This window comes from Halapricum desulfuricans (genome assembly GCF_017094525.1).
Lineage (GTDB): Archaea > Halobacteriota > Halobacteria > Halobacteriales > Haloarculaceae > Halapricum > Halapricum desulfuricans.
This window is the reverse complement of record NZ_CP064788.1, coordinates 2,219,423-2,245,561: the sequence shown is the minus strand read 5'-3', so window position 1 is coordinate 2,245,561 and position 26,139 is coordinate 2,219,423. Positions and strand designations below refer to the sequence as shown.

The following is a 26,139-nucleotide window of genomic DNA, read 5'->3' as shown; positions in this document are numbered from 1 at the left end:
CTCCAGGCATCTCAGATCATCTCCAGGTGCTGCTCGTTCAGAGCGAACAGTCCGTTGTCGCCGCCGCTGGGGACCATCGGGAAGACGTTCTCCGCGGGATCGATGATCGCGTCGATCACGGCCGGCCCGTCGTACTCGCGGGCGGCCTGGATCGTCTCCTCGACGTCTTCGGGCTCTTCTAGCCGGAACCCGCGTGCGCCGAACGCTTCCGCGAGTTTGTCGAACTCCGGCACCCAGGGGTACTCGGAGGCCATCCGGCGACCCTCGTAGAAGCCGTCCTGCCACTGGCGGACCATCCCGATCGCCTCGTTGTTGAGGACGACGTAGGTGATATCGAGGTTCTCCCGGACCGCGACCGACAGCTCCTGTATCGTCATCAGGAAGGAGCCGTCCCCGTCGAAGGCGACGACCTCCGTGTCCGGCGCGCCGATCTTCGCGCCGATGGCCGAGGGGACGCCATACCCCATCGTCCCCAGCCCGTTGCTAGAGACCCACGTCCGCGGGTACTCGTAGGTCCAGAACTGGGCCGCCCACATCTGGTGTTGCCCGACGCCGGTCGTGACGATCGCGTCGTCGTCGGCCAGTTCGTCGAACGTCTCGACGACGTACTGGGGTTTGAGCGGCTCGTCGTCGGGGGTCTCGTAGGTCAGCGGATACTCCTCGGTCCAGATCTGACACTGCTCGCGCCACTGGTCCGCCTCGGGAGCGTCCGTCATCGCGTCGTCGATCTGTTCGAGTACGCGCTTGGCGTCGCCGACCAGCGGGTAGTCCGCTTCGATGTTCTTGGAAATCTCGGCGGGATCGATCTCGACGTGGATGATGTCGGCGTCAGGCGCGAACGTGTCGACGCCGCCGGTCAGTCGGTCGTCGAATCGGGTGCCGACGCCCAGCAGCACGTCACAGTTCGTGACGGCCATGTTCGCCGCGCCGGTTCCGTGCATCCCGGCCATCCCCAGCGACAGATCGTCGGTCTCCGGGAACGTCCCCAGTCCGGGCATCGTCGTGATAACTGGTATCTCTTGCTCGTGAGCGAACGACCGCAACTCTTCGCTGGCCTCGCTTTTCACGACGCCGCCACCGGAGAGGATCAGCGGACGCTCGGCGTCTTCGAGGGCTGTCACGGCGGCCTCGACCGCCGACTCGTCGGCCTCGACCGGTTCGTCGTGGGTTTCGGGCGTCTTCGGTGGGTTCGGCCACTGGTCGGTCTCGCCTTTTGTGATGTCTTTCGGGAGGTCGACCAGCGTCGGCCCCTGCCGCCCCTTTTCGGCCAGCGCGAACGCCTCGCTGACGTCGTCGCCGACTGTATCCGAGTGATCGGCGAAGTAGTTCTGCTTGGTGATCGGCATCGTGATGCCGGTCGTGTCGGTCTCCTGGAACGCGTCGTTACCGACGAAATCGGTCGCGACCTGCCCGGTCAGCGCGATCAGCGGATCGGAGTCCATCGCCGCGTCGGCGATGCCCGTCACCAGGTTCGTCGCGCCGGGACCGGAGGTGGCCATCGCCAGACCGGGCTCGCCGGTGACGATCCCGTAGGCGTCGGCCGCGTGAGCCGCACCCTGCTCGTGAGCCATTGTGATGTGGTTAATCGAGGAGTCGTACAGGGCGTCGTAGACGGGCATGATCGCGCCGCCCTGGACGCCGAAGGCGTGCTCGACGCCGGCCTGTTCGAGCGCGGCGATCACCGACTGGGAACCGGTCGTGACCTCCTCGATGCCGTTCTCTCGTTCGGGAACTTCTTCCGGGTCGCGTTTGGGAATCGATGCGCGTTCACTCATGATCGATCACTGTGTGTTGGGTGTCGTGTCTGCATTGCTGGTTGCTGGGTTGGTGTTCGAGAGCGGTACCGACCGGGACGAAAATGTGGTGTGGTGGGGCCTAACGGGCCCCTACAATACCGCCGAGAAGGACGAGCGCGCCGCTGGTGGCGGGGCGGCCCCGGGTGCCAGCGGGCTGTGCCATCAGTACGTGATTCTGTCCGTCCTGGGTAATAAAGGTTCCGTGGGAGTGGCTGGCGAGGGACTGATCGTCGCGTTCCCGTCCCGACGTTCTGGGGCGACAGGCCCGTCCCCATTTCGGAACCCGGCTGTGCCAGCCGCTGCTGACCGGTGGCTGCGAACGCGGTCGCCGACATGGTCACGCGCTGACCTCCTCGAGTCGCGTGCGATCGACGCCGACCTCGTCGGCGAACCGCTCGAGGACGTCCAGCGTGACCTGTCGCTTCTCGGCGCCGTAGTCCTTGACGCGTCGGGTCACCTGCCGGACCTCCTCGTCGGTCGGGTCGTATCCGGCCTCGGCCAGCCGCTCGCGAACGGAGTGGGTGCCGGTGTGTTTGCCCAGCACCAGCTCGCGTTCGGCTCCCACCATCTCGGGAGTCATCACGCCCGGCTCGAAGGTGTCGGCGTTCTCGATGACACCGGCGGCGTGGATGCCGCTCTCGTGGGCGAAGGCGTTCCCGCCGACGACCGGCTTGTTACCGGGAATGGCGATCGAACTCTTCTCCTCGATGAGCCGCGACAGCTCGGTGATTCTCGTCGTGTCGATGCCGGTATCGACGTCGTAGAGGCTCTCAAGCGCCATCGCGACTTCCTCGTAGGCGGCGTTACCGGCCCGTTCGCCGATACCGTTGACTGACACCTGCGACTGGGCGGCCCCGGCCTCGTAGCCCGACAGGGCGTTTGCCGTCGCCAGCCCGAAGTCGTCGTGGGTGTGGACGTCCACGCGGGCGTCCGTGTGCTCGACGACCGTCCCGACCAGCTGCTGGAAGCGGCCGGGCGTCGCGACGCCGGTCGTGTCCGGGATGTTGATCCAGTCGGTGCCCGCCTCGGAGACGGCCTCGACGACCTCGATCAGGAACGACTCGTCCGTTCGGGTCGCGTCCATCGGCGAGAACATGACCTCGACGCCCGCCTCTTTGACGCGCTCGACCGACGTGACGGCCCGCTCCAGCGCGTCCTCGCGGGTGGCGTGCATGCTGTCCTGTAACTGGACGTCGCTGGTCGAGACGAACACGTGGACCAGTTCGACGCCCGACTCGAGCGCCGCCTCGACGTCGGCCTCGACGACGCGGGCCAGCCCACAGACGGTCGTGGACGTCGAGGCGGCGATGTCACGGACCGCCTCGAACTCCGCGTCCGAGTTGACGGGGAACCCGGCCTCGATGACGTGGGTTCCCATCTCGTCGAGCAGCGCGGCTATCTCGCGTTTGTCTTCGTAACTGAACGACGTACCGGGCGACTGCTCCCCGTCGCGGAGCGTCGTGTCGAAAATTCGTGCCTCGTCGATTTCAGAGGTGCTATCGAGTGTGCCCTGGAAGAACTCGATCCGCCGGAGACTCCGACGTGCCCTCGGTGTGTTGGGTCATTTGCATCCGAATCAAGGTCGCTCGCGATATAAAAAGGTTGTTCTCCCGGGATCGGTATGCCTCTAGGTCTGTCATTGTGATCAAGTATCAGTGGACGTTTGTCAGCCCTGCTGTTCTCTGTCGCCGCAGCGCTGGACGGGCGTCAGGTTCGCCGCGACAGGCACAATTTTTGGTGGTGGCCGTCGAGAGTCGAGGTATGGCCGAGTTCGATCTCGATCTGCAGGCCGTCGAGGACAAGCTCGAAGGGGGCGAGGAGACCGACACCCGGATCGTACTGGACATTCTCGACGGTTCGACGGCCGACTCGGAGTGGATCGAGTTGGTCGAGGACGACGCGGTCCTCGTGCTCTCTGTCGAGGGTGACGTCAACGAGCGCGCGGCCGGGTTCGCACGCGAGGTGCGGGACATGGGCGGCGAACTCGTCCACTTCCGTGGGTTTCTGATCGTCGCGCCGCCCGGCGTGTCCGTCGAGACGGATCGGCTGAACTAGCGTCGCTGGCGTCGGGACCGTTCGGTTGAACTAGTTTCGCTGGCCGTTCGGTCACAGTCCGAGTGCGGGACCCACGTCAGCCAGCGTCGATCCGACGGCGTTCACGACCGTCTCCCAGACGGAGAACCCGGTCGTAATCGCCAGCACGGTGTCGGCCGCGAAGAACGCGAAGATCGCCCCGCCGACGAAGTGGGCCTTCCGGACGTCGAAGCTGTGCGAGAACGTGTGGAAGAAGTACGCGTTCGCGAGGCTCACGGGGATGATCGCGAGCATCTCGCCGACCCAGATGCCGGGATGTGCGCCGTACTGGGCCGCAAGCGAGATCGTCACCAGCTGGGTCTTGTCGCCGAACTCGCCGGCGGTCATCATCGCGAAGATCGGCAGCCAGCCCCCGAGCGCGTTCGGGACCTCGCGACCGAATATCTCGACGTCCAGCTTCCCGTCGGTGCCGAACGCGCCGCCGTCGGTCGCGGTCGGCTGCGCCTGCTTCGCCGGGGCCGACCGCAGGAGTAAGACCGCAAACACCGCGAACAGGATCGCGGTGAACAGGTCCAGATAGACCCCCGGAAGCGCTCCCTTCAGGGCGTTACCGAAGAGGATCTCCAGCGCCGTCCAGCCGGCAAAGGCCGCCCCGGCGGCCGACACGACGATCAGCGGGTGATACCGCGTCGAGAGCCCCGCGATGATGAACTGCACCTTCTCACCGGGCAGGACCGCCAGTTGCGCCGCCGCAGCGACGAACACGACTGTCAGGAACTCGGACACGTCAGTTCCCTCCCGTCCGACTGCAACTCATTGGAGAGATTTAGATGCGTCTAATACGTAAGTGTTTTGGAGCAAAATCCGCCATTGAGCGTCCGGACTCCTCCCCTCGGCCGTCTCGCGGAACACATATACGGGGCCGTGGCCTACCGGCTATCGTGGCGACACCGCTTCGGTTCCGCCGGTCGAAAGCCCACTGGACGGAGGGGCGCGTCCGCGCGGAGATCTATCGGGCGCTCGATCAGAATCTGGGGGCCGAAATGTCGACGCCGTGGTACAAACCCCCTGACGGGTACGACGCCCGGCGGTTCGAGATGGACAACGGCGACGTGGCGCTGTTCTGCTGGAACGACGACGGCGGCTACTGGCTCGGCAACACGGAGACGCCGAAGACGCTGTGGGGAACGGACAAGGAGACCTTCGACGAGGCCCCGGACCCGGTCTCGGAGTGGGCACAGCGCGAGTTGCTCGCCCAGCTCTACGAGGAGGACCCGTGGCTCGAATCGACCCCGAAACTGGCGTGGTTTTTCCTGCCGGTCTTCCTCTCGAAGGACGGCCGCGAGAGCACGCGGGTGTTCTTCCGCGAACACGCGGCGGGCTTTCCCGATGCCGACCGCGAAACCGCGCTTGCCTTCTACGAGGAGTTCCTCGAGACGGGGGCACTCGACGAGTCCCGGTACGTGATGGCCTCGAAACTGGGGACTTCCGAATCCGTTCACCACTCGCGGATGGCCGCGGCGATGAGCGAGTTTACCGTCGCGAAGCTCCTGTTCGAGCAGGGCTACGAGGTCACGCCGGAGATCGAGATCTCGACGGGCCACTCGATCGACTTCCGGATCGATCGGGAAGGCGCCCAGACCACGCTGGTCGAGGTGACCCGTCCGGTCCCGCCCGACCACCGGACGGCCGATTCGGCCGTCGCGGCGATCCGCCAGACCGCCGCCAACAAGACCACCGGACAGTTGCAGGAACACGGCGGCGGCGTGACGCTGTTCGTCGACTGTTCGTCGTTCACCGACGAGGAGTGGGCCGAGATCGCCCGAAACCGGCCGGACGTCGGCCATCGCCCGGCCGTCGTCTTCCGCGCCCGTCCCGACGGCCGACTCGACGGCTACACCCACGGCTCCGTCCCGATCGACCTGCCCGACGGGATCGCATAGGGCTCTCGATCCGACGAGCTGTTGCTGGTCGGGGCTACGTCCCGCGCAAGAAGTCTTCACAACGATCGATCATGTGCTCAGTGAACTCGGTCGTTATCTTCCCCTGCGGATTTGCGATCGCGCGGTGTTTGACCGTCCCGACAACCCACGGTGAACAGTACGACGTTTTGTCGGGATGGCGGCCTGCGATCCAGTCGTCTCCGACTTCGTGATTTGCCGGGAGGTCGCTCGTCGTGAGCGCAGCACAGAGGTATTTTTCGTCCGGGAACGGGAGGCTGTCTGTGGCAAGGACCAACCAGAGTCGCGGGTTCGTCCCCTCTCGAAAGGGATCCGGCGCCCAGAAGACATCGCCTTGTCGATAGCGACTAGTCACGATCTTCACGCGGATCGACCGCGTAGTCCTGCCATTCGTCGTATGCTATCGGTTCGTCTTCGTGGCTTGTTGCGACCGCGTCTGCATGGCCCGTAGCAGCGGTGACGCTTCGAACGTGGTCGCTGACGCGCCAGTAGTGACCCCGGTGGTCGACCCGCCCGGCCTCGCGGAGGCGAACGAGCGTCGGTCCCACGGACCCATCAGCGACCCCGGTTGATTCTGCGATCTCGCTTCGGGTGAACGCTTGATCGGCATTGGCTTCGAGAAACGAGAGAATCTCGTGAGCGTTCGTCCCCGGAGTCGGGGTACTGTCGTCGTCGATCTCGTCGAACCGGTCGGCACTGATCGGCATATGTACTGATGCGTACTGGATGTATTAATTTCTTCGCTGCTCGTCGATCTCCCGGATCACGCGGGCCGGATTCCCGCCCACGACCACGCCGTCCGGCACGTCATCGACGACGACCGCCCCTGCCGCCACGACGGCGTCGTCGCCGATCGTCACGCCCGGATTGATCACGGCCTGCCCGCCGATCCAGGCGCGATCACCGATCTCTACGGGGTCGCCGAGCTCCGTGCCGCTGGTGCGAGCGGCCGCGTCGAGTGGATGGGTTGCCGTGTAGACGTGCACGCCGGGACCGAGCATGCACTGGTCGCCGAATCGGATCTCACAGACGTCCAGAAAGACACAGCCGAAGTTCGCGAAGAAGTCCTCGCCGACGAGCATCTTCGCTTTCTCGCTGGTCATCGCAGCTTCCCTCGGGCGCGGTCGGCCGCACGCCGACCGCTCTCGAGCGCGCCCTGGATCGAACACCAGCGCGTGTAGTCGCCGGCGAGGACGACCGGTCCGTCGGGGGCATCCGGATCGGGAAGCGACGACAGAAAGCCCGGTGGCTGGGGGAACTGCGCGAACTCGATGCGGGCGGTGTGGCGCAGTTCCACTCCACCGAGGTCGCGCTCGGGGTACCACGCGGCGAGCGCCTCGCGCGTCTCCTCGGCCAGTCGCTCGTCGCTGGCGTCCTGCTCGCCGAGGAAGGTGGCGCTCAGCAGTTGCGTCCCCTCCGGCGCGTACTCGGGCGCGACGGCAGACAGCGGCGCGATCTGGTTCGGTCGCCCGTCCGCGGCGTTGAGCAGCAGCTTCTTCCCGGTGTCCAGTTCCGCGTAGCTGTCGAGCGTGTAGTACTGCGTGACACAGCCTTTCGCACCCGTCGGAATCGAGTCGACGCCGGTCAACTCCCGGGCAGTGTGCGGGTCGGTCGCGACGACGACGGTGTCCGCCTCGATCGCTTCCCCGGGGAGTTCGACCGTGCCGTCGCCGTCGACAGCCGTGATCTCCCGACCGGTCTCGATCCGTGCGCCGGCCGCCTCGGCGCGCCGGGCCAGCTGTCGGGATATCTCGCCCATGCCGCCGGCCGGGATCGCGATCGACCCCTCCGAGAGCATCTTGAACGTGTACTCGAACACCCGCGAATCGGTCGCGAGCGACCGATCCAGCGTGATCCCGCCGTAGAAGGGCGCGGCGAACCGTTCGACGTATGCCTTCGAGAACCCGCGGTCGGCGAGGAACTCGCGGATCGTCGTCGCCGGGCGGTTCGGATCGAGGAGCTCCCCCGGCTCGGTCCGGGCGAGTTCGCGCTGGAGTCTGAAAGTCCGGAGCTTGTCGGCCGTCCGGACCTCGCGGTTGAACAGCGTCTCCAGCCCGTCGCGGGGGTTGCGCAACGGGTCGGACAGCACTGACCGGTGGCCCGATCGCGCGATCGTCGCGCCGGGCGTGAACGACCGGAGGTCGAGCGCGTCCAGGTTCAGCTCCCGCTTGACCGCGGGGTAGGCGGTAAAGAGCACCTGAAACCCCCGGTCGAGGGTCAGCCCCTCGGTGCGGGTCGTCCGCACGCGACCGCCGACGGTCTCTTCGCGCTCGAACAGCACCACGTCGTGGCCGTCGTCTGCGAGGCGGCGCGCGGCGACCAGCCCGGCCAGTCCACCGCCAGCCACGGCGACGTCAGTCATGCCATTATCTGCGGGCGGCGGGCACAAAACGACTGCGACGGACTGTCCCTGCGGCACCCGATCGGGGACGGACAGGGCTTTGTCGGTAGCACCCCGAGAGCCGGGCATGGAGACGACGGCGGCCTGCCGCGGCCTGCGCTGTACGGACTGCGGGGCGAGACACGACCTCGAGACCACACGTCGCTGTCCCGACTGTGGCGGCGTGCTCGAGGTCACCTACGACCACTCGACGGTCGACCTCGACCGCGAGGCACTGCCGGCACAACCCCTCGACGGACTTGCCCGCTACGCCGGCGTCTTGCCGTTCCCCCGGGAGACGCTCGTCACGTTGGGAGAGGGAACGACGCCGCTTGTGGACGCGCCCGGCTGGGCACGGCGACTGGGCGTCGAGCGCGTCCTGATCAAAGACGAGGGCGCGAACCCGACGGGGTCGATCGCCGACCGCGGTGCGGCACTCGCGGTGACCGCCGCGAAACAGCACGGCGCGACGACGGTCGCGCTGCCCTCCACCGGCAACGCCGCACAGGCCACCAGCGCTTACGCCGCCCGCGCCGGCCTCGACGCCGAGGTGTTCGTCCCGTCGCGAGCGGGCTTCGACGCCAAGGCGATGACCAACGTCCACGGCGGCGAGCTGTCCGTCGTCGGCGGGCGGTTCGACGACGCCGTCACCGCGTTCGAGGACGCCAGATCCGGAACGTCGTGGTACTCGCTCGCGGCGTTCGAGACGCCCTACCGACAGGAAGGCGCGAAGACGACTCTCTACGAAATCGCCGAACGGCTGGACTGGGGCGGTCCCGATCACGTCGTCCATCCGACCGGGAGCGGCGTCGGCCTCGTCGGACTGGCCCGGGCCGCCAGCGAACTCGACGACCTGGGCTGGATCGACGCCGTACCGGCACTCCACGCCGTCCAGCCGGACGGCTGTGGGCCGATCGCCGAGGCGTTCGAGAACGACCGTACCGAGCACGAACCGGTCGAACACCCCGATACGATCTGCGGGGGGCTCGAAATCGCGGACCCGCCCGCGAGTCGACTCGTGCTCGAGGCCGTCCGCGAGAGCGGCGGCTCGGCTCTCGCGAGACCGGATTCGTCGATCCTGGAAGCGGCCGTCGAGGTCGCACAGACGGCGGGCGTCGAGGTCGGAACGGCCGGCGGAGCGGCCGCGAGCGGCGCGATCGAACTGGCCGAGCGGGGCGTCTTCGACGAGGACGAGACGGTCGTGCTCGTCAACCCCGCGGCGGGAAACCGGGAGTCGGACGTGCTCCGGAGCCACCTGATGAGCAAGGGAATCTGAGGGGAGTCGACCCAGCACGCGCTCCATACTGGCCCCGGACAGCCCGAGGCGAGGCCCCGTCACTGCAGTCGCTGGACGCACTCCTTGCAGTAGGTGTAGGCCGGATCGCGCTCGTTGTAGGTCCCACACCGGGGACAGCGAATCATCTCCCCGTCGTCGGTCTCAACGCCGGCGACGGCAGTCCGGGGGCGCGCTCGTTCGGTGTCACCGTAGTCCGGCGTCGCCTGCTCGAACGGCGGCCGCTCTTGGCCCTGCAGATAGCGATACAGCAACAGCTGGAACAGGGCGAACGCCAGCACGTACACCAGGATCCAGACCCAGGCTCCCGGCATATATTGTTATTCGTTGCCACGACACTTGGGTGTTTGGGCGCGCGTCGGTCGTCTGCCGCTTCGAAATCCTTTTAGGTATTTCGGAGGGAAGTTACGGGCAACGAACTATGGACGTCGACATTATCGAAGAGACGGAAAACCCCATGTTGCACAGGACGGACATCCGGTTCGAGATGACCCACGAGGACGCGACGCCCTCGCGGCTGTCGGTCCGGGACTCGCTCGCGGCCAAGCTGAACAAGGATGCCGAAGAGGTCGTCGTCCACAAGCTCGACACGAAGTTCGGGATGCGAAAGACCGTCGGCTACGCCAAGGTCTACGACGACCCCGAGGCCGCCCTCGATGTCGAACAGGAGCACATGCTCGAACGGAACAAAATCGCCACCGATGGCGAGGAAACCGCCGCGGAGGAGGCATAGATGGCGCACTACGAACTGTACGGCGAGGACGGGACGACCGACCGCGAACAGTGTCCCCGGTGTGGCGACGCGTTCCTGGCCGATCACGGCGACCGGCTCCACTGTGGGAAGTGCGGGTATACTGAATGGCAGTGACGCCGTTCCGCCGATAGGCGGGAGTGTTTTTTCGGCATCCGTGACGACGGCCGACTCGTGAGCGGTTTTATCCGCGAACAGTCCAGCCAGGAGTCATGTGGTGACGACGGCCGACTCACGAGCGCGTTCATGCGCGAGTCGTCCAGCCAGGAGTCATGTGGTGACGACGGCCGACTCGCGAGCGGTTTTATCCGCGAACAGTCCAGCCGGGAGTCATGTGGTGACGACGGCCGACTCGCGAGCGGTTTTATCCGCGAACAGTCCAGCCGGGAGTCATGTGGTGACGACGGCCGACTCGCGAGCGGTTTTATCCGCGAACAGTCCAGCCGGGAGTCATGCGGTGACGACGGCCGACTCACGAGCGCGTTCATGCGCGAACAGTCCAGCCAGGAGTCATGCGGTGACAACAGTGGACTCGTGAGCGGTGTTATCCGCGAACAGTCCAGCCCAGGGTCATGCGGTGACAACAGCCGACTCGTGAAGTCATACTGTCGGCTGCACGCCGGGAAAGGCATTCGGCACAGAGTCGTGCCGAATCAAATGGTATCGCCGGCAGTGTCAGGACGGTCCGTCGTCGGGGATCGTCGGTTCGAACTCCCGGAGGACGTCCCGCACGACGGTGACGGTCAGCGAGCGGACGGCGTCGTCGGTCAGCAGTTCGGTGGCGACCGCGTTGAGCGCGTCGGTGTCCTCGAACTTCCCGATCGCGACGGCGTCGTCACCGCCGGTCACCGCATAGAGTGCGACGACTCGGGACTGGTCGCGGAGCCGATCAAGCGCCGACTCGTCGGCGACCGATACCCGGAACAGGGCCGTCACGTCGTACCCCAGCGCGCCGTAATCGAGACGGGCCGTGTAGCCGTCGATCACGCCGGCGTCTTCGAAGCGGTCGAGTTTCGCCTCGACGCGGTCGGCCGCGATGCCCGTCTCGACGGCGATGGCCTCGGCGTCCGCCTGGGCGTCCCGGATCCGTGCGTCGAGCACTGCCCGGTCGTCATCGCTCAACGGCTCGTCAGTGTCAGTCAGTGTCATCTCACGCGATCGGTCAGACGGCTTTGGGACCTTCCTCGCCGGTTCGGATCTGGACGGCGTCCTCGACCGGCAGGACGAAGATTTTGCCGTCGCCTTTCTCGCCGGTGTGTGCGCCGTCTTTGATCGCCTCGACGACGTCGTCGACGGGCGTGTCGGCGACGACACACTCGATTTTGACCTTCTGATGGAGGTCGACGACGTATTCCTCGCCGCGCCACTGCCCCTTCTTTGCCGGCTGGGAGCCGCGGCCCGACACGTTCGTGACCGTTAGCGAGGGCGCGTCGGCCTCGACCAGCGCCTGTTTCACGTCCCCGAGTTTGTCGGGGCGGATCACCGCGACGACCATCTTGATCCCGGTATCGCTCATTTGTCATCACCTCGCGTGGTGCAGCAGACGCCGCCGTCGGTCCGGACGCGGCCGCCGTCGGCGACGACACCTTCCTCGTCACCGAACTCGGGGTAGGTATCGACGCCGTGTTCGGAGATGTCGAGCCCTTCGCGTTCGTGCTCGGGCGTGACACGGGCCTGTCCGAGAGCTTTCAGCGCGTACCAGACGACCGCCGTCGCGCCGACCGTCCAGGCGGCGATCACGACGACACCGACGAACTGGGTGAGCGCGGCTTCCGCGAGCGGGACGCCCAGATCGTAGTGGACGAACGGGAACGCCAGCGTCCCGAGAACTCCCGCACTCCCGTGGACGGGGAAGACCGCACAGACGTCGTCGATCTTCATGCGCTTCTCGACGAAGCTGAAGACGATCGGGAGCTGTGCGCCCGCCAGTCCGCCGATCGCCAGCGCACCGAGGTAGTGGGTCGTGTCGGGAATGGCCGTGATGCCGACGAGGCCGGCAAGCAGGCCGTTCGCGACGTATAGCGTGTCGACTTTGCCGGTCCGGTACCAGGCGGCCAGTCCGGCACCCATCGCGCCGGCGGCCATGGCGATCGTCGTTCCCATCGCGACTCGTCCAAGTACTGCGCCGTTGTACGCCATCAGCCCCGCTTCGGTCTCGTACATCGCCGCGGCCGTCCCGACGTTGAACCCGTACCAGCCGAAGGCCAGCATCAGCGTCCCGAGGACGGCGAAGGTCAGCGAGTGGCCGGGGATGACGTTTGCCGACCCGTCAGCGTTGTAACGATCCATGCGCGGTCCGAGGATCCACGCCGCAGTGAGGCCAGCGATGCCGCCCACCCCGTGGACGATCATCCCGCCGGCGAAGTCGTGGAACCCGGCCTCGCCGATCTGGATGTACGCGCCCGCCCAGGTGATTCCCGTGACGACGGGGTAGATGATCGCCGCCAGCAGGAACGTGTAGGTGATGTACGCGCGGAGTCGCGCCCGGCCGGCGACCGCGCCCGACACGATGGTCGCTGCCGTCATGGCGAAGACCGCGCCGTACAGCCAGCCGATGTATCCGCTGGCGTCGTCGGCGAGGTACGGTAGCGACGACGTGAACGGATCGCCGCCGACGAGCCCGGAGATGCCGGCCCCGATGAAGAAAAACACCGTGACGCCGACGCTCCAGGTCAGCAAGTTCTTCGTCAGCTGGTTGGCGACGTTCTTCGCCCGCACCTGACCTGCCTCCAGCATCGCGAAGCCGGCGTGCATGAAGAAGATCAGGAACGACACCGTCAGGATCCACGTGTTGTTGACGGCGTCGGTGATCGCGCTCGGTTCGACCTGCAGTGGTATTGCTTCGATCATATTTCAATCTATATCGGTTTTTGATTGTTCTTCATCCAACTTCTCGTCGTTCAAGCCTACGTTCGTCGTTTGTCTCACGGGAGAGGCCAAGAAAGACTGGTACATAAGGATTGGCTACAGGATCGATAAAATTGGGTCGGATTTCTATACGATCGTTCAATATTGGGTAGACTAATATGTGTTTAAGGGCATCGGACATCAATATTCACTGGCCTCTTCACAGCGGAATGTGGACGTTTGTCAACCGACGTCGGGCCTCGATCGCGGATATCGGGGGAAAATTCGGCGCGCGCGCGCTCGCCTCGAAAGGGACGGTGTCGCAGGAACTGCCCGTGGGTCGCTATCTTGATTCAGCGAGAGAATCCCGCCCTTCCCGTGAGTGACGAGCGTTCCGACGCTTAGTCGGAACCGAGGAGCGAACAGGGCGGGCGTGACTCGATGGAAACGCTGCTACTCCATGAGAGCGTGAAACAAGATATGGGGCGCAAGAGACCGAACGCGATTCCGTGCCTCAGAGCACGTGGGAGTGACTGGTCCGTGTGCGAAAGAAGCCGAGTCATGGGCGTTACAGCCCGGGTGCCGCGCGGCGCGGCACCCGGGAAAGCCCGAATAGGTGAATCTCTGCTTCACGCACTGGCGTCCCGGGTGAACAAACCATGTACCTCGGAATCGATGTCCACAAACGGTACGCACAGGTGGCAGTGATGGACGAGGCTGGAGAGATTGTCGAAGAGGTTCGCGTCGAGAACGCGAACCTCGACGATCTCGCCCAGCGGTACGCTGGCGCACAAGCCGCGATAGAGGCGACCAGCAATTACTACCACATCCACGATACGCTGTCGGAACATTTGGACGTGACTGTTGCCCACCCGAAGGAACTGAACCAGATCGCTGACACCGACAAGAAGACTGATCGCGTCGACGCCAAAGAACTCGCGCGGATGGTGCGGTTGAACTCGGTGCCTGAGAGTTATGTTCCGACCGACGAGATCAGGGAAGCCCGCGCACTCGTGCGCGGGCGACAGTCGTTAGTCGAACACCGGACGGAGTATGCCAACAAGGTCCACGGCCTCCTCTCTGATCACGGCATCAGCGAAGATGTGAAGCCGTTGACCCAAGAGGGACGAGAGTTCCTGGAGTGGTCAGCGTAACTTCTGGACATCTGGGAGGAACGTCTCGATCCAATCACTAGCGAAGCTGACCTGCTGACTCAACCGGTGGAATGTCTCGGTGAGGAACTCTCGAAAGTTGTCTTTGTCATCGAAGATTTCAGGAGAGATGTCTCGTTTGAGGTCTTTCCAGAGCGGTTCGATTGCGTTCAATGTCGGTGAATACGGCGGAATGAAGACGAACTCGATGCCGAGTTCGTCGGCCCGTTGCTGTGTGAGTTTCGCATGGTGAGAGCCGTAGTTATCGGCCACGAGCAGAATCCGGCCCCGCGGATTCTGCTCGCGGATCTCCTCTAACGCCTCAACGATCGTCTCTTTGACTAACCGCTTTTTGAACGTAATCACACTTTGACCAGTCAGCGCGTAGAAACCGATCGACCGCCATGGAAACGTCACTAGCGGTTTTGCGATCGTGACCGTCCGATCAAACGACCAGAGTCGCTGTGAATTCTCGAACGGTTGAGGCCACGCTTCATCGAAAAAACCCCAACACGACGGGATCATCCTCCTCGGTATCGTGGTCGTCCTCGCCGAGCGCCTCAGTCAGGCGCTCGGCGAGAATCTCATCTGCGTCAGCCGGACTACGCGGATCCATCGGCCGCGGCTTGGCGTAGTTCATGCCCGCGGCACGAAGTTTCCGGCTGAGATGCGCCGGGTGGTAGGTGACATCGTAGCGGTCTTCGATTAGGGCGTGAATGGCTTGCGGTGTCCAGGGTTGATCCTCTTCGAGGATACCACAGAGTTCATCGAACTGCGTGGGAGTGAGCTTCGGCGGCCGGCCGCCGCCGAAGCGCGGGCGGAGTCCCTCTACACCGTCATCATTCCACGCGCGAGCCCATCGACGCGTCGTAGATCGGGAGATTCCGACGCGTCGGCCCGCCTGCTTGCGGGTATCGCCCTGATAGAGATTCTTGATGAAACACAGCCGCCGGACGAGACGGGTCTCGTCCGCCGACTGTGCATCTTCGATAGCCTGCTCGAGCTCTTCTTCCGACAAATGCCGCACTAACTCTCCGCGTTGGCTTGTGTTCATCGAGAGCTATACGCTTCCAGAAGAGTCAACTCTTTCGCAGACCACTCCGGGAACTCTCGCTCCCGATGCCGTGGGAATCGGTGCTGGAGTCATACCTCGAAGTGATAGAGACGCTCACCGACGAAATACAGAATCTCGAAGAGACAATCGAAGAACGCGCTGGGTCTCTGGAGGAGACCCAGCTGCTGATGACGATTCCTGGTGTGAGTTACTATACGGCGTTGACGATTTACGCCGAATTAGGCGAGATTGGGCGGTTCGATGGTGACAAAGAAGTCGTCAGCTACGTCGGGTTGAATCCAGTGATCCGCGAGTCAGGCGACTCGCGGATCGAAGGTGAACTCTCGAAACGTGGTTCAGGAAGAGCTCGGTGGCTGCTCGTTCAGGCCGCTCATACTGCTGTCCACACCTGTAACGACGAGTATCTGAGTCGGTTCTACGAGCGGTTAGCTAGCCGGAAGAACTCACAGAAAGCAATCGTGGCGACAGCTCGAAAGATGCTGGTGTCGATGTACCACATGCTTGACCGAGGCGAAGTATACGATCCACCTGGTGTGAGCGCGTAGACGAGGGAGCTGAGGGCCGCCGGGCGGGCGGCCCTCAGTGGCCGGCCGGGGCCCTCCGTGAGCGACTGCTCTCCCCAGACAGCGACCGCACCGCATCACGATATGGACCGCCTGTCGGCTGTGGCAGTAGCAGATTCCAAGACGGCGTAATCATTTTACCGAAAACGGTGGTTTGTGTAGATAGCAGCGTTTCCATAGGTGAATCGCGTAAGCTCCGGTAAGAAACCACCACGTCACTGCTGGTCTTGCGTCTCCAACGCTTCCAGACCAGCTTCTAACACTTTTGCATAGGCTTCCGAGAGGGTCAGGTCGTTCGCTTCTGCGTAGTCTTTGATTCGTCCGTGGATTGCCCAGTCAATGTCGATGTTTGGCCTCATCGGTGGACTTATTAGATATTGGGACTAATTATACTTTGGATGAAGCGCACCAACACGTTCGCCGTGCGACCGCTCACCGACGACGGTGAGCAGGTCCTACGCGACCTGTTGGATGCGTCTGCCGCTCTCTGGAACGAGATCAATTACCAGCGCCTCATGCGCTACAACGACGAGGACGGCTTCGAGGGCGACGTATGGGACGCCGACACTGGCGCTCTCGAAGGCAAATACAAAGCCGTTCTCGGCGCGTCCACCGCTCAAACTGTCCGGCGAGCAAACACCGAAGCGTGGCGGTCGTTCTTCGAGAACAAGAAGGCGTACCACGACGAATCGAACACATCGGTCACGGAACACCCGGAACCGCCGGGCTTCCGTGGGAACAAGGACGACGGACGTGTTCTCAAAGGCGTCGTCCGAAAGGACGCCTACACCGTTGAATGGGGCGACCGTTCCCGGCTGGAGATGGTTGTCGGCAAACAACTCCGTGACAGGCACAACAGCCCGAAAAGTCGTCTCCGGCTGGAAATCGTTGGCGACCCGAACTGGCCCGACTACGAAGACCAAGGCCGACTAGAACTGTGGTACGACGAGACAGACAGCACCTTCCGAGCTTCGCAGCCCGTGACTGTTTCTGATGATGCACGGGACACTCCACTGGCTTCCGAAACAGCCGCTCTGGATATTGGTGCGAACAATCTCGTCGCTTGTACCACCACGACCGGCGAGCAATATCTGTACGAAGGCCGGGAGTTGTTCGACCGCTTCCGTGAGACGACGCGAGAAATTGCCCGGTTGCAGTCGAAACTCGAAGAAGGCAGGTACAGTAGCAAGCGTATCCGGCGGTTGTACCGGAAACGGACTCGTCGCCGCGACCACGCCCAAGAAGCACTGTGTCGTGACCTACTGGAACGGCTGTACGCCGAGGGCGTGGACACAGTGTATATCGGTGGCTTGACCGACGTGCTGGAGACGCACTGGTCGGTCAGGGTGAACGCCAAGACACACAACTTCTGGGCGTTCAAGCAATTCACCGAACGACTGGCGTGTACCGCCGAAGAATACGGCATCTCGGTCGAAGTGCGGTCAGAGGCGTGGACCAGCCAAGAGTGCCCGCAGTGCGGCGGTACAGACCGAACGACACGGCATCAGGATACACTCACCTGTCCGTGTGGATTCGAGGGTCACGCCGACCTCACAGCCTCAGAAACGTTCCTGAAGCGGCAGACAGAACAGGCAGTCAGGCCGATGGCACGGCCCGTGCGGTTCGAGTGGGACAATCATCAATGGCGTTCAACCACAGACGCTTCTTCAAATCCCAAAGAACAGCGCACAGACCCGAGTACCGTCCACGTTGACGGGAATATTGCCTCCGGGGAATCGGCATAGCCGAGACTCCCACGTCGGAGAGGAAACCGCGCCGTTTACGGCGCGGAGGATGTCATTCGTCCTCGCCGCGACAGAGAGCCATTCCCTCGCGGACCGCCTCGGTCCGGCCCAGAAGCGTGAGTCGATCGCCATCGTGGACCGTGTAGTCTGCCGTCGGGACGACGGCCTCGCCGTCGCGACAGACCAGCGCGATCAGGCAGGTGTCCGGCAGTTCCGGTCCGACCTCCCGGACAGGGCGATCGCAGAGCGCCGGGTTCCTGAGTTCGACCTCCTGAACGTCGCCGACCCGATCGAGATCGGTCATCCAGTGAGAGAGCGCAGGACGCTCGATCTGGTTGTCGATCGCCCAGGCGGTCGCCAACGACGAGGAGATCGTCTGCACGCCCAGTTGCTCGAACGGTTCGACGTTGTCGGGGTTGTTCGCTCGCGCGATGACGTTTTCGACGTCGAACTTCGTGGACGCGAGCTGGGAGACCAGCAGGTTCGCGTCGTCGTCACCGGTCGCAGCGACGACGATCTTCGCAGCGTCTGCCCCGGCCGACCGGAGGACGTCCGTGTCGGTGCCGTCACCGTGTTCGACGGTGTAGCCCTCGTTGCGTGCCTGTTCGACGACTGTTTCGTCGTCTTCGATCAAGACGACGTTCTCTCCGCGTTCTTGGAGGCGGTCGGCGAGCGCACGGCCCACTCTCCCGCCTCCGACGATGATGACTCGCATTGGTATCACGTCCAGGTATTCCGCGATGTACCGCGCCAGTCCGCCTTCGAAGACGGCAGTCAGCAAGATAGCGAGAAACACGACGCCGAGCAGCACGTTCGCCTCATGGACGGCCCCCAGTTCCTGCAACCGGAGGGCAAAGAGCGTTGCCACGGATGCAGGAATGATACCGCGTGGACCGACAAACCCGACGAACAGCTTCTCGCTGACGGTGAACCGGTCGCCCGCCAGCGAGACGAACACCAGCAGAGGCCGAAGCACGAGCGCAATCGCGACCACGACCAGCAACCCGTCCCACCCGACGTCGGCCAGCGCGTCCAGTTCCAGCAGCGCAGCGAGAATGATGAACACGAACGACAGGACCAGCAGCGTGATATCGCCTTTGAAGTCGACGATGTCCCCCTCGTATGGGACGTCTGCGTTGCCGAGCAGGAAGCCGGCGGTCGCGGCGGCGGCCACGCCGGCTTCGCCGGCCAGAAAGTTCGCGCCCGCGTACGCGACGAGCGCACCGGCGAGCACGAGCAGTCGGGCGTTTCGCGGCGCGTCGCCGGGCGAGAGATCGACGTACCGAAGCAGGTAGTAGACGACGCCAGCGACGGCTACCCCGACGAGCAGCCCCTGACCGAGACGGGCCATGAACTCGGTGAGGATGTCCGCCGGCGTCTCGCCCTGAATGACGATCACCTTGAAAACGACGACGGCGAGGATCGCCGCGGTCACGTCGTTGATGATGCCCTCGGTTTCGAGCGTGGCCGACACCCGATCGCGGACGGGAACGACCTGCAGGATGGGCGTGACCACGGTCGGGCCGGTCGCGACGAGCAGCGCGCCGATCAGAAACGCGATCCCCCAGCCGACTTCGGGATACACGAGGTGAACGGCCACCGCCGTTCCGATCAGCGCGATCGCCGCACCGACCGTGACCAGTCGAAACGACGCCGTCGGTGCCTCGCGAATCCGGTCGACCTGCAGGTGAAAAGCCCCCTCGAAGACGATGATGGCGACCGCGAGCCCGACGACCGCCGACAGCGTCGTCTCCCCGCCGAACGTCGATAGCGACACGATTCTGGTGTCGAGCGCCAGCTCCGCGGCCGGTCCGAGCGCGAGCCCGGCGAAAATATAAAAGATGATACTCGGGAGCTGCAGCCGGGCAGAGAGCAACTGTGCGAGCACGCCCAGCGCGATGATCCCTGCAACGAGTGCGATCAGCGTCGCCGATCCGGCACTCATCGAGCACGCTCCATGGTTGCTTGTTCGCTACCCCAGGGCAAAAAACGGAGTGATATTGCCTGCTGTACGTTCGTAAAGATATTCGCCACCCTGGGGTGGCGAATTCCTTCAGTTTGTTACAGCCGGCAGTATGAGACCACCCCCTGCCCCTTCGTGTTCGTTCCCCTGACCTATCGTCTTTCTCGCTTCTGGAACACACGCGAAATGAACATAGTATCTGCCAGATGTCAGTACGACGGCGTCAGCGTGGGTTGGCAGGTTTTTCCACTCCTATCAGTATAGATAATTGATGAAAGACATATATGCCCCCTGGCACGTAGGTTGGTGTCATGCCCCGATCCATGGGATCGGGGATCGATACTCATGCACAGGGACAGACGGGGCACGGCAGTGTCGGACGAGGCGACTGACTGGAACGCAAGCGACGTCGCGGGGTTCTCAACCGGCGTATCGCTCCCCGACGAGCGGACGCCGGCCACGGGCGAGCCAGTCGGACTGCAGTATTTCGACTACGACGACGACTTGGGGCCTGAAGGGGACCACTGGACGCGGATTGCCCGTGAGGCCGACCGGATCGCCCGGGCGGGGTACAGCGCTGTCTGGGTCCAGCCGCCGATGGAGCCGAACACGCCCGATAGCAACGGCTACAATCCTCGCGACCACCTCACGTGGGACTCGCCGCTCGGCACCGAGTCCGAGTTCGAGGCGATGGTTGATCGCCTCGCCAACGCACAGGCTGGCGAGGTCGAGGTCTACATCGACGCGATCGTCAACCACACCGCGACGGACGATCCGGGCGACGGAACCTACGCGCACCTCGACGACCCGGACCACTACCACCACCCCCACGAGGGCGGTCGGACGACGATGCAGCTGTTCGACCTGTGGGACCTCGATCAGACCAACCCGGAGGTCACCCGTCACCTCCGGGCGTACGTCGAGAAGATCGCCCAGACGGGCTGTGCCGGGGTCCGCTGGGACGCCGCAAAGCATGTCCCGATGTGGTACTTCGAGGAGTTCCTCAACGACTGGGCCGACCAACACGACTTCTTCCGGGTCGGCGAGGTCTTCGACGGCGATACCGACTTCCTGGAGGCCTACGCCGACACGGGGATGCGTACCTTCGACTACCCCCTCTTTTTCACGATGCACGACGCCTTCCACGAGGGCGGGGACCTCCGCTGGCTGGAGGGGGCTCTCCAGCACGAGGACTCGCTGCTCGGGCGCGACCCTGACAGTGCCGCAACCTTCGTCGCCAACCACGACGAGGGGCCGCCACAGCTCTCGCGGCTGGCCTACGCCTTTATCCTCACGGCCCCGGGCTACCCGTTCGTGTACACCAACTACGCCACGGCCGAGGGCGTCGACTACGACGCCGAGTGGCTGTCGAACCTCGTCTGGATCAAGCGCACACTCGCGGACGGTGAGCAGTTCGTCCGCCACGCCGATCGCGATCTGTTTGTCCACGAGCGCTATCGGAATCTCCTGACGGGGATCAACAAGGCCGACTGTCCCCGCACCGAGTGGGTTTACACCGGCTGGGAGGAGACGACGCTTCGGGATTACACCGGGAGCGGTGACGTGATCGAGGCCGACGAGGACGGCTGGGTCGAGTTGACCGTCCCCGCGAAAGGCTGGGTCTGTTACGCGCCGGCCTGATCGCACCTGCGTCTGCTACGTTTCGGCCTGTTCGATCGCCTCGGCAGCGATCGCTTCGAGATCAGCCTGGATGTAGCCGTTCGAGACGATCACCTCGATAGAGCTGTCTTCGATGCGGGAGGGGCGTCGCCGGACCGTGCCGCCGGCCTCCTCGACCAGCAGGAGACCGGCCGCGACGTCCCACTCCTGGATCGAGAGGATCAGATAGCCGTCGGCGTGGCCCGCCGCGACCTGCGCGAGGTTGATCGCGGCGCTGCCCGGCCGCCGGAACTGCCCCTCCCGATCGAGGACCTCCCTGACCGTGATCTCGTCGACCGCCCGGACGTCGGCGTCGCGCTCGCTCAGTCGGCCGAACACGACTGCACCGGCGAGTTCGTCCCGATCGCTGACCGCGAGGGGAGTCCCGTCGAGGTCGGCTGCGTCGGTCACGTCGTCGACTCCGTGGTGGACGAACGCACCCTCTCCGCGGACGCCGTACCAGAGCCGGTCGAGCGCTCGCGGGGGCGAGGCGACGACCCCGACCTGCGGGGTGCCATCGACGACCAGCGCGATCGAGACACAGTAATACGGGAGGCCGACGGCGAAGTTAGCCGTCCCGTCGATCGGATCGACGACCCACTCCCGGCCGTGGCCGCTGTAGTGTTCACCCGTTCCTTCCTCGCCGACGACGCTATCGTCGGGGAACGCGGACGTCAGTATTTCGAGGATCGCGTCCTGACTGGCCTGATCGGCGGCCGTGACCATGTCGTTGACACTCGTCTTGGTCTCGGTTTCGCCGGCGTCGCGGAGGTCGGTCCCGCCGGCCTCGGTCCCGTCCCCGCGCCAGTCTGCTATCGCTGCCATCCCGGCACTCGCGGCCCGGATCGCCGCGTCGAGTTCTCTCTCGTAGTCCATACTGCCCGTTATCGGCTTGCGGGCGAAAGCCCATCGATACGCGGACTAGACATCGTACAGGTCCGTCGAGAGATACCGCTCGCCGGGATCACAGACGATTGTCGCGACGAGCTCGTCCGGTCGTTCACGCGCAACCTCCGCGGCGACGTGGACGTTCGCGCCCGTCGAGATCCCGCCGGCGATCCCCTCCTCGCTGGCGAGTCGTCGGGCCGTCTCGATCGCGTCGTCCCTGCCGACCGTACGGACCTCGTCCAGCAGATCGCGCTCCAGAACCTCGGGCACGAATCCGGCTCCGATCCCCTGGATGCCGTGACTGCCCGCCTCGCCGCCGGACAGCACCGCCGAGTCTTCCGGTTCGACGGCGATCAGGTCGATGTCAGTATCGGCTTGCTCGAAATAGGTCCCGACACCCGTGATCGTCCCGCCGGTCCCGACGCCGGCGACGAACACGTCCAGATCGCCGTCGGTCGCCTCGTCCAGTTCCGGCCCCGTCGTCCGCCGGTGGGTCTTCGGGTTGGCGGGATTGTCGAACTGCTGGGGGACGAAGGTGTCCCCGTATTCCGTGGCGAGTTCGTCGGCACGCTCTATCGCGCCGCTCATCCCGCTATCAGAGTCGGTCAGCTCCAGCTCGGCTCCAAGCGCGCGGAGGAGCTTGCGCCGCTCCTCGCTCATCGATTCGGGCATTGTCAGAATCAACTCCTGGTCCCGGGCGGCACAGACCGCTGCCAGCCCGATCCCCGTGTTCCCGCTCGTGGGCTCGATGACAACTGTCTCGTCTGTCAACTCGCCCGCCTCGGCGGCCGAATCGAGCATCTCGCGGGCGATCCGGTCTTTGACCGAATAGGGATTGAACGATTCCAGCTTCACAAGCAGGTTCGGCGCGATCGACTCGACCCGAACCAGCGGCGTCTCTCCGATCAGTTCCGTCACGTCAGCTGCGACGTTCATCGTCGAGACAGTCGGGATCAGCCGCTGTATTAGGTTTCCCTAAAATATAGCGGGCTTTTTATGGCGTCGCCAGGATCTCGTCCATGAGCTTCGACTGGGCGGCCGCGAGGTGTTCGGTGAACGTCGAGGCGTCGATACCGAGTGCGTTGGCGACGTCGGTGGCGTTAGCCGAGCGCGGGTAGGAGAAATAGCCCATCTCGTGGGCGGTTTCCAGCACTTCGAGCTGGCGGTCGGTCAGGCGGGCGCGGTTGATCGGGACGACGTCGTCGGTCCCTTCCTCGTCGCTGTCGACCTGCAGCAGATAGCGGATGCGTACTGACCCGAACTGCTCGCGGAGATCGGTCACGAGATCGCGCAGATCGGTGATGTTCGTCAGGTGAAGCGTCAACACGAGCGAGCCGTCCTGCGCACGGACGTCGGCGATGGGGTGTTCGTGCTGTTCGACGTACTCACAGACGCAGTCCCGCAGGTCGTGAGTGAACTGAAAGACCTGCGCGGACTGGTACTCGAAGAGGGACTCAAGGTCCTGGTCGAACGCGTCCGGATCGACGTTCCCGGTCGCGGTGAACTCCTCGGTGTACTCCCCGTCCCCGTTTCTGGCGCGGCGAACCGAGGTGACCGACCCGTCTGTGCGTTCGGTGAACCGGGCGACGGGACAGGCCTCGGTCGCCGGTATCTCGAGTTCGGCGCGCATCCCGGACATCGTATCCTTCAATCGGTGCGTTCCGGCCATAACCCTCGCGTGCGTTCCCATCGACTGAAAACTAGCAGGGATTATCGTTCGGATCCGGGGTCGTGACCGGAATTTTTCACGCTGGCGGTCGTCGACCCGGACATGGATCCGACGCAGTTCCTCGAAGACATCGTTCACGGACCGACTCAGGCGGAGGGACGCGGGTTCGATCTGACCGTCGCGGCGGCGTACGAGGTCGACGCGCCGGGCCGTGTCGATTTCGGCGGCGGCGAACTCGAGGCTCCGGCGCTGACGGCCTGCGAGCGGACGCGACGCAATCCCGACGACGACTACGAGTGGTGGCACCTCGATTCGGGCCAGTACCTCATCGAATACAACGAGTCGCTCGACCTGCCGCCGGATCTGGTCGCGGAAATCCAGACCCGCGAGGCGGTTCGCGAACGCGGGGCCTTCCACCCGACGCTGTCGGTCCAGTCGCTCGGTCGCGTGCCGCTGTCGATCGGCGGTGCCGGGATCAACATAAAGGAGAACGCCCGCGTCTCGACGATCGTCGGCATCGACCGTCGGTGACTGGACAGGGGTGTCGTTGCGGTTCGACGGGCTTTTTAAGCACGACTGGCAGGATACAGGCATGGCAGATTTCACCGTCGCCGTTGCGGATCCCGACAGCGGCGAAACGTACCAGATCGACGTCGACGGACAGGACGCAAACCGATTCGTGGGCCGAGAGATCGGCGACGAGGTCGCAGGCAGTGCCGTCGGGCTCGATGGCTACTCCCTGGAGATTACCGGTGGCTCCGATACGGCTGGCCGGCCGCTCCGCGGTGACGTTCGCGGCCCGAACCTCAAGTCCGTCCTGCTGAAGGGTGGCGTGGGCTACGAACCGTCCCGCGACGGCGAGCGCAAGCGCGTGACCGTCCGCGGACGCGAGATCAGCGACGAGGTCCGCCAGATCAACGCGGCGATCGCCGAGGCCGGGAGCGGCGACGTCGCCGAACTGCTGGGCAAGGCCGACGAGTAGGCACATGGCCGACCGGATCGCCAGCGACCACGAGACGGTCCAGACCCACCGAGTCACGCTGGGGACCGCCGGTCGGACCTCGCGCCCGGAACTCGCACTCCCCGAGTCGATCGACGCCAGTGACGGCGATATCGTGCGGCTCACCCTCGACGGGCGGGCCTATTATGCGCTCGTCGAGGCGGGACTGGACGGGACGGCGCATCTCCGCGGTGCCTTCGAGAACGCCCGCCTCGCTCGCGAGGGCGACGACGAGAACCGCCTCCTCGACTGGATCGACGACACCGGGGTCGAGCCGGGCCGCTCGCTGCTCCTGGACGTGCTTTCGGCGGGCTATCACTACGGGCTGCGCGAACCCGGACAACGAGCCGTGTACACGGTTCACGAGCCTCCGCAGGGGTCACTGTCGGACATCGCCGACTCGTTCGGCTAGGTCGGCCGACCGGTATTTCTCGACCGATGGAAACGCTCAAGATTCGTCCGGTACAAGAACTCGATAGCAAGGGATGTCGGAATCGATTATCGCGGACTTCGTCGCGTCGTTCAACTCCCAGAAGTCCGCGCGGTCCGAGCCCGTCAAGGGCCGGGTCCTCCTCAGCCGCAAGCGGCTGGTGCTGGTCGCCGAGGAGGGCAAGACGCAGATCCCGCTCTCGTCGATCGTCGACGTCGCCGTCGGTCAGGTGCCCGACGAACTGGGCGATTTCTTCAACTCCACGGTGACAATCGCGTTCGAACGCAACGACCGGCAGTTCGTCGCCGCCATCGAGGCCGACGACGAGACGATCGAGAAGTTCAATTCGGTGCTGTACAAGGCGCTGCTCAACGGGACCGAGGCGACGGTCAAACACCCCGCCCGGATCGGCGGTCGCGTCACCGACGCGGCGTTCACGCCGGCGAAACTGTTCGTGAACCCACGCTATATCCGATTCAAGAGACAGGACGGGGAGTTCACGATCCGACTCGCGACGGTCACCGGGTTCGAACGCCTCAACCGTGAGATCGCCGGCGCGACGCGGCCGGTCCTGTCGACGACGCACAACCGAAACGGGCAGGCAGTCGTTACCCTCGCCGCACTACCCTCTCCCCGGAAAATGAACATTCTCGGACGGTACCTCCGGCGCGAGTACCGCGAGGTCATGGAGGGAATCCGGGATGTCGATATCTCGGACGTGGAGAAAGAACTGCTGGTGACTGTCTACTCGACCGGTGACATGGATGGGATTCCGCTGGCGGGCGTCCTCGATGCGGAGGCGAGCGAGGTCGAACTGCTGCGCAGTCGGCTCGAACAGAAAGGACTGCTGACCGACAGCGAGGACGGACTCCAGTTGACGCCCGCCGGTCGCGTTGTCGTCAACAATCACCTCGAGGACGTCAACGACTAGCG

General features: G+C 64.4%; 28 protein-coding genes and 3 pseudogenes. 13 read left to right on the top strand and 18 right to left on the bottom strand.

The features are described 5' to 3' along the window. Nucleotides 1–11: 11 nt before the first annotated feature. Both ilvB and HSR122_RS11545 read right to left on the bottom strand, forming a co-directional pair. Nucleotides 12–1,775, bottom strand: coding sequence for a biosynthetic-type acetolactate synthase large subunit (gene ilvB, locus HSR122_RS11550; RefSeq protein ID WP_229109957.1), 1,764 nt, complete (start codon nucleotides 1,773–1,775; stop codon nucleotides 12–14). A 358-nt stretch (nucleotides 1,776–2,133) separates the two neighbouring features. After that, a complete protein-coding gene (locus HSR122_RS11545; RefSeq protein WP_229112210.1) occupies nucleotides 2,134–3,321 on the bottom strand; it encodes a LeuA family protein in 1,188 nt (395 codons plus the stop codon). A 236-nt stretch (nucleotides 3,322–3,557) separates the two neighbouring features. Here HSR122_RS11545 and HSR122_RS11540 point away from each other — a divergent pair, with 236 nt between their 5' ends. Next, the gene (locus HSR122_RS11540) at nucleotides 3,558–3,851 is read left to right on the top strand and encodes a DUF5779 family protein (protein ID WP_229109956.1); all 294 of its coding nucleotides are present in this window, start codon (nucleotides 3,558–3,560) and stop codon (nucleotides 3,849–3,851) included. Between the two features lie 51 nt (nucleotides 3,852–3,902). Here the strand turns inward: HSR122_RS11540 and HSR122_RS11535 are convergent, their stop codons facing one another. Continuing rightward, the gene (locus tag HSR122_RS11535) at nucleotides 3,903–4,616 is read right to left on the bottom strand and encodes a TMEM165/GDT1 family protein (protein ID WP_229109955.1); all 714 of its coding nucleotides are present in this window, start codon (nucleotides 4,614–4,616) and stop codon (nucleotides 3,903–3,905) included. Between the two features lie 155 nt (nucleotides 4,617–4,771). Between HSR122_RS11535 and HSR122_RS11530 the strand changes: the two genes are divergently transcribed. Next, nucleotides 4,772–5,773: a DUF5784 family protein gene (locus HSR122_RS11530; RefSeq protein WP_229109954.1), complete on the top strand. Its 1,002-nt coding sequence runs from the start codon at nucleotides 4,772–4,774 to the stop codon at nucleotides 5,771–5,773. 34 nt (nucleotides 5,774–5,807) lie between these two features. Here the strand turns inward: HSR122_RS11530 and HSR122_RS11525 are convergent, their stop codons facing one another. The 4 genes and pseudogenes from HSR122_RS11525 to HSR122_RS11510 form a co-directional block, all read right to left on the bottom strand. Then, nucleotides 5,808–6,155, bottom strand: a complete 348-nt coding sequence (locus HSR122_RS11525; RefSeq protein WP_229109953.1) for a hypothetical protein — start codon at nucleotides 6,153–6,155, stop codon at nucleotides 5,808–5,810. Further along, nucleotides 6,139–6,498, bottom strand: a complete 360-nt coding sequence (locus HSR122_RS11520; RefSeq protein WP_229109952.1) for a helix-turn-helix domain-containing protein — start codon at nucleotides 6,496–6,498, stop codon at nucleotides 6,139–6,141. Before HSR122_RS11520 ends, HSR122_RS11525 begins: the two co-directional genes overlap by 17 nt. Before the next feature lie 24 nt (nucleotides 6,499–6,522). Beyond that, nucleotides 6,523–6,867 (bottom strand): annotated as a pseudogene (locus HSR122_RS14925) (DapH/DapD/GlmU-related protein); the annotation flags it as partial. 23 nt (nucleotides 6,868–6,890) lie between these two features. Further along, the gene (locus HSR122_RS11510; RefSeq protein WP_229109951.1) at nucleotides 6,891–8,153 is read right to left on the bottom strand and encodes an NAD(P)/FAD-dependent oxidoreductase; all 1,263 of its coding nucleotides are present in this window, start codon (nucleotides 8,151–8,153) and stop codon (nucleotides 6,891–6,893) included. 106 nt (nucleotides 8,154–8,259) lie between these two features. Between HSR122_RS11510 and HSR122_RS11505 the strand changes: the two genes are divergently transcribed. Next, nucleotides 8,260–9,447: a threonine synthase gene (locus HSR122_RS11505; RefSeq protein WP_229109950.1), complete on the top strand. Its 1,188-nt coding sequence runs from the start codon at nucleotides 8,260–8,262 to the stop codon at nucleotides 9,445–9,447. A 59-nt stretch (nucleotides 9,448–9,506) separates the two neighbouring features. On the opposite strand, the gene HSR122_RS11500 is transcribed toward HSR122_RS11505, so the two are convergent. Then, entirely contained in the window at nucleotides 9,507–9,779 is a 273-nt protein-coding gene (locus HSR122_RS11500) for a DUF7577 domain-containing protein (RefSeq protein ID WP_229109949.1), read from the bottom strand. A 107-nt stretch (nucleotides 9,780–9,886) separates the two neighbouring features. Here HSR122_RS11500 and HSR122_RS11495 point away from each other — a divergent pair, with 107 nt between their 5' ends. Together HSR122_RS11495 and HSR122_RS11490 are read left to right on the top strand one after the other, a co-directional pair. Then, complete coding sequence (locus tag HSR122_RS11495) at nucleotides 9,887–10,198, top strand: 30S ribosomal protein S24e (protein WP_229109948.1); 312 nt, start codon at nucleotides 9,887–9,889, stop codon at nucleotides 10,196–10,198. After that, nucleotides 10,199–10,333 (top strand): 30S ribosomal protein S27ae, encoded by a 135-nt coding sequence (locus tag HSR122_RS11490; protein WP_229109947.1) that lies wholly within the window; start codon nucleotides 10,199–10,201, stop codon nucleotides 10,331–10,333. Nucleotides 10,334–10,891: 558 nt separating this feature from the next. Here HSR122_RS11490 and HSR122_RS11485 read toward each other — a convergent pair. From HSR122_RS11485 to HSR122_RS11475, 3 genes are read right to left on the bottom strand one after another with little or no spacing between them, the layout of a single operon-like run. Continuing rightward, the gene (locus HSR122_RS11485) at nucleotides 10,892–11,365 is read right to left on the bottom strand and encodes an Lrp/AsnC family transcriptional regulator (RefSeq protein ID WP_229109946.1); all 474 of its coding nucleotides are present in this window, start codon (nucleotides 11,363–11,365) and stop codon (nucleotides 10,892–10,894) included. A gap of 13 nt (nucleotides 11,366–11,378) precedes the next feature. Then, nucleotides 11,379–11,732, bottom strand: coding sequence for a P-II family nitrogen regulator (locus tag HSR122_RS11480; protein ID WP_324254639.1), 354 nt, complete (start codon nucleotides 11,730–11,732; stop codon nucleotides 11,379–11,381). Beyond that, the gene (locus HSR122_RS11475) at nucleotides 11,729–13,066 is read right to left on the bottom strand and encodes an ammonium transporter (RefSeq protein ID WP_229109945.1); all 1,338 of its coding nucleotides are present in this window, start codon (nucleotides 13,064–13,066) and stop codon (nucleotides 11,729–11,731) included. Before HSR122_RS11475 ends, HSR122_RS11480 begins: the two co-directional genes overlap by 4 nt. A 656-nt stretch (nucleotides 13,067–13,722) precedes the next feature. Between HSR122_RS11475 and HSR122_RS11470 the strand changes: the two are divergent. After that, nucleotides 13,723–14,202, top strand: a pseudogene (locus HSR122_RS11470) (IS110 family transposase); the annotation flags it as partial. Between the two features lie 6 nt (nucleotides 14,203–14,208). On the opposite strand, the gene HSR122_RS14920 reads toward HSR122_RS11470, so the two are convergent. Then, nucleotides 14,209–14,739, bottom strand: a complete 531-nt coding sequence (locus tag HSR122_RS14920; RefSeq protein ID WP_267491204.1) for an IS630 family transposase — start codon at nucleotides 14,737–14,739, stop codon at nucleotides 14,209–14,211. Beyond that, entirely contained in the window at nucleotides 14,708–15,232 is a 525-nt protein-coding gene (locus HSR122_RS14915) for an IS630 family transposase (RefSeq protein ID WP_267491203.1), read from the bottom strand. The genes HSR122_RS14920 and HSR122_RS14915 overlap by 32 nt, the downstream gene beginning before the upstream one ends. A 71-nt stretch (nucleotides 15,233–15,303) precedes the next feature. Here HSR122_RS14915 and HSR122_RS11460 point away from each other — a divergent pair. Further along, nucleotides 15,304–15,834, top strand: a pseudogene (locus tag HSR122_RS11460) (IS110 family RNA-guided transposase); the annotation flags it as partial. 233 nt (nucleotides 15,835–16,067) lie between these two features. Here HSR122_RS11460 and HSR122_RS11455 read toward each other — a convergent pair. Further along, a complete protein-coding gene (locus HSR122_RS11455; protein ID WP_229109944.1) occupies nucleotides 16,068–16,211 on the bottom strand; it encodes a hypothetical protein in 144 nt (47 codons plus the stop codon). A 39-nt stretch (nucleotides 16,212–16,250) separates the two neighbouring features. On the opposite strand from HSR122_RS11455, the gene HSR122_RS11450 reads away from it, so the two are divergent. Further along, the gene (locus tag HSR122_RS11450) at nucleotides 16,251–17,597 is read left to right on the top strand and encodes an RNA-guided endonuclease InsQ/TnpB family protein (RefSeq protein WP_229109943.1); all 1,347 of its coding nucleotides are present in this window, start codon (nucleotides 16,251–16,253) and stop codon (nucleotides 17,595–17,597) included. Nucleotides 17,598–17,649: 52 nt separating this feature from the next. On the opposite strand, the gene HSR122_RS11445 is transcribed toward HSR122_RS11450, so the two are convergent. Further along, nucleotides 17,650–19,542 (bottom strand): NAD-binding protein, encoded by a 1,893-nt coding sequence (locus tag HSR122_RS11445; RefSeq protein WP_229109942.1) that lies wholly within the window; start codon nucleotides 19,540–19,542, stop codon nucleotides 17,650–17,652. Nucleotides 19,543–19,905: 363 nt separating this feature from the next. On the opposite strand from HSR122_RS11445, the gene HSR122_RS11440 reads away from it, so the two are divergent. Continuing rightward, on the top strand, nucleotides 19,906–21,201 hold the full coding sequence (locus HSR122_RS11440) for an alpha-amylase domain-containing protein (protein ID WP_229109941.1): 1,296 nt from the start codon (nucleotides 19,906–19,908) through the stop codon (nucleotides 21,199–21,201). A gap of 15 nt (nucleotides 21,202–21,216) precedes the next feature. Here HSR122_RS11440 and HSR122_RS11435 read toward each other — a convergent pair whose 3' ends face one another. From HSR122_RS11435 to HSR122_RS11425, 3 genes are read right to left on the bottom strand one after another with little or no spacing between them, the layout of a single operon-like run. After that, nucleotides 21,217–22,095: an inositol monophosphatase family protein gene (locus HSR122_RS11435; RefSeq protein WP_229109940.1), complete on the bottom strand. Its 879-nt coding sequence runs from the start codon at nucleotides 22,093–22,095 to the stop codon at nucleotides 21,217–21,219. 45 nt (nucleotides 22,096–22,140) lie between these two features. Then, nucleotides 22,141–23,043 carry a cysteine synthase A gene (cysK, locus tag HSR122_RS11430; RefSeq protein ID WP_229109939.1) on the bottom strand — a complete coding sequence of 301 codons (903 nt, stop codon included), beginning with the start codon at nucleotides 23,041–23,043 and terminating at the stop codon, nucleotides 22,141–22,143. Nucleotides 23,044–23,101: 58 nt separating this feature from the next. Beyond that, nucleotides 23,102–23,776 carry a helix-turn-helix domain-containing protein gene (locus tag HSR122_RS11425; protein ID WP_229109938.1) on the bottom strand — a complete coding sequence of 225 codons (675 nt, stop codon included), beginning with the start codon at nucleotides 23,774–23,776 and terminating at the stop codon, nucleotides 23,102–23,104. Between the two features lie 102 nt (nucleotides 23,777–23,878). Here HSR122_RS11425 and HSR122_RS11420 point away from each other — a divergent pair, with 102 nt between their 5' ends. The 4 genes from HSR122_RS11420 (at nucleotide 23,879) to HSR122_RS11405 (ending at nucleotide 26,137) form a co-directional block, all read left to right on the top strand. Further along, nucleotides 23,879–24,307, top strand: a complete 429-nt coding sequence (locus tag HSR122_RS11420) for a dCTP deaminase/dUTPase family protein (protein ID WP_229109937.1) — start codon at nucleotides 23,879–23,881, stop codon at nucleotides 24,305–24,307. A 61-nt stretch (nucleotides 24,308–24,368) separates the two neighbouring features. After that, entirely contained in the window at nucleotides 24,369–24,758 is a 390-nt protein-coding gene (locus HSR122_RS11415) for a 30S ribosomal protein S6e (RefSeq protein WP_229109936.1), read from the top strand. A gap of 4 nt (nucleotides 24,759–24,762) precedes the next feature. Beyond that, complete coding sequence (locus HSR122_RS11410) at nucleotides 24,763–25,188, top strand: DUF7112 family protein (RefSeq protein WP_229109935.1); 426 nt, start codon at nucleotides 24,763–24,765, stop codon at nucleotides 25,186–25,188. A gap of 73 nt (nucleotides 25,189–25,261) precedes the next feature. Then, nucleotides 25,262–26,137 carry a CheF family chemotaxis protein gene (locus tag HSR122_RS11405; RefSeq protein WP_229109934.1) on the top strand — a complete coding sequence of 292 codons (876 nt, stop codon included), beginning with the start codon at nucleotides 25,262–25,264 and terminating at the stop codon, nucleotides 26,135–26,137. Nucleotides 26,138–26,139 lie beyond the last annotated feature (2 nt).

Bases quoted from the DNA above. Each gene is read 5' to 3' on its own strand.
- ilvB (WP_229109957.1), bottom strand. From the start codon at position 1,775: ATGAGTGAACGCGCATCGATTCCCAAACGCGACCCGGAAGAAGTTCCC.
- HSR122_RS11540 (WP_229109956.1), top strand. From the start codon at position 3,558: ATGGCCGAGTTCGATCTCGATCTGCAGGCCGTCGAGGACAAGCTCGAA.
- HSR122_RS11520 (WP_229109952.1), bottom strand. From the start codon at position 6,498: ATGCCGATCAGTGCCGACCGGTTCGACGAGATCGACGACGACAGTACC.
- HSR122_RS11510 (WP_229109951.1), bottom strand. From the start codon at position 8,153: ATGACTGACGTCGCCGTGGCTGGCGGTGGACTGGCCGGGCTGGTCGCC.
- HSR122_RS11505 (WP_229109950.1), top strand. From the start codon at position 8,260: ATGGAGACGACGGCGGCCTGCCGCGGCCTGCGCTGTACGGACTGCGGG.
- HSR122_RS11500 (WP_229109949.1), bottom strand. From the start codon at position 9,779: ATGCCGGGAGCCTGGGTCTGGATCCTGGTGTACGTGCTGGCGTTCGCC.
- HSR122_RS11495 (WP_229109948.1), top strand. From the start codon at position 9,887: ATGGACGTCGACATTATCGAAGAGACGGAAAACCCCATGTTGCACAGG.
- HSR122_RS11490 (WP_229109947.1), top strand. From the start codon at position 10,199: ATGGCGCACTACGAACTGTACGGCGAGGACGGGACGACCGACCGCGAA.
- HSR122_RS11485 (WP_229109946.1), bottom strand. From the start codon at position 11,365: ATGACACTGACTGACACTGACGAGCCGTTGAGCGATGACGACCGGGCA.
- HSR122_RS11480 (WP_324254639.1), bottom strand. From the start codon at position 11,732: ATGAGCGATACCGGGATCAAGATGGTCGTCGCGGTGATCCGCCCCGAC.
- HSR122_RS11475 (WP_229109945.1), bottom strand. From the start codon at position 13,066: ATGATCGAAGCAATACCACTGCAGGTCGAACCGAGCGCGATCACCGAC.
- HSR122_RS14920 (WP_267491204.1), bottom strand. From the start codon at position 14,739: ATGATCCCGTCGTGTTGGGGTTTTTTCGATGAAGCGTGGCCTCAACCG.
- HSR122_RS11455 (WP_229109944.1), bottom strand. From the start codon at position 16,211: ATGAGGCCAAACATCGACATTGACTGGGCAATCCACGGACGAATCAAA.
- HSR122_RS11450 (WP_229109943.1), top strand. From the start codon at position 16,251: ATGAAGCGCACCAACACGTTCGCCGTGCGACCGCTCACCGACGACGGT.
- HSR122_RS11445 (WP_229109942.1), bottom strand. From the start codon at position 19,542: ATGAGTGCCGGATCGGCGACGCTGATCGCACTCGTTGCAGGGATCATC.
- HSR122_RS11440 (WP_229109941.1), top strand. From the start codon at position 19,906: ATGCACAGGGACAGACGGGGCACGGCAGTGTCGGACGAGGCGACTGAC.
- HSR122_RS11435 (WP_229109940.1), bottom strand. From the start codon at position 22,095: ATGGACTACGAGAGAGAACTCGACGCGGCGATCCGGGCCGCGAGTGCC.
- cysK (WP_229109939.1), bottom strand. From the start codon at position 23,043: ATGAACGTCGCAGCTGACGTGACGGAACTGATCGGAGAGACGCCGCTG.
- HSR122_RS11425 (WP_229109938.1), bottom strand. From the start codon at position 23,776: ATGGCCGGAACGCACCGATTGAAGGATACGATGTCCGGGATGCGCGCC.
- HSR122_RS11420 (WP_229109937.1), top strand. From the start codon at position 23,879: ATGGATCCGACGCAGTTCCTCGAAGACATCGTTCACGGACCGACTCAG.
- HSR122_RS11415 (WP_229109936.1), top strand. From the start codon at position 24,369: ATGGCAGATTTCACCGTCGCCGTTGCGGATCCCGACAGCGGCGAAACG.
- HSR122_RS11410 (WP_229109935.1), top strand. From the start codon at position 24,763: ATGGCCGACCGGATCGCCAGCGACCACGAGACGGTCCAGACCCACCGA.
- HSR122_RS11405 (WP_229109934.1), top strand. From the start codon at position 25,262: ATGTCGGAATCGATTATCGCGGACTTCGTCGCGTCGTTCAACTCCCAG.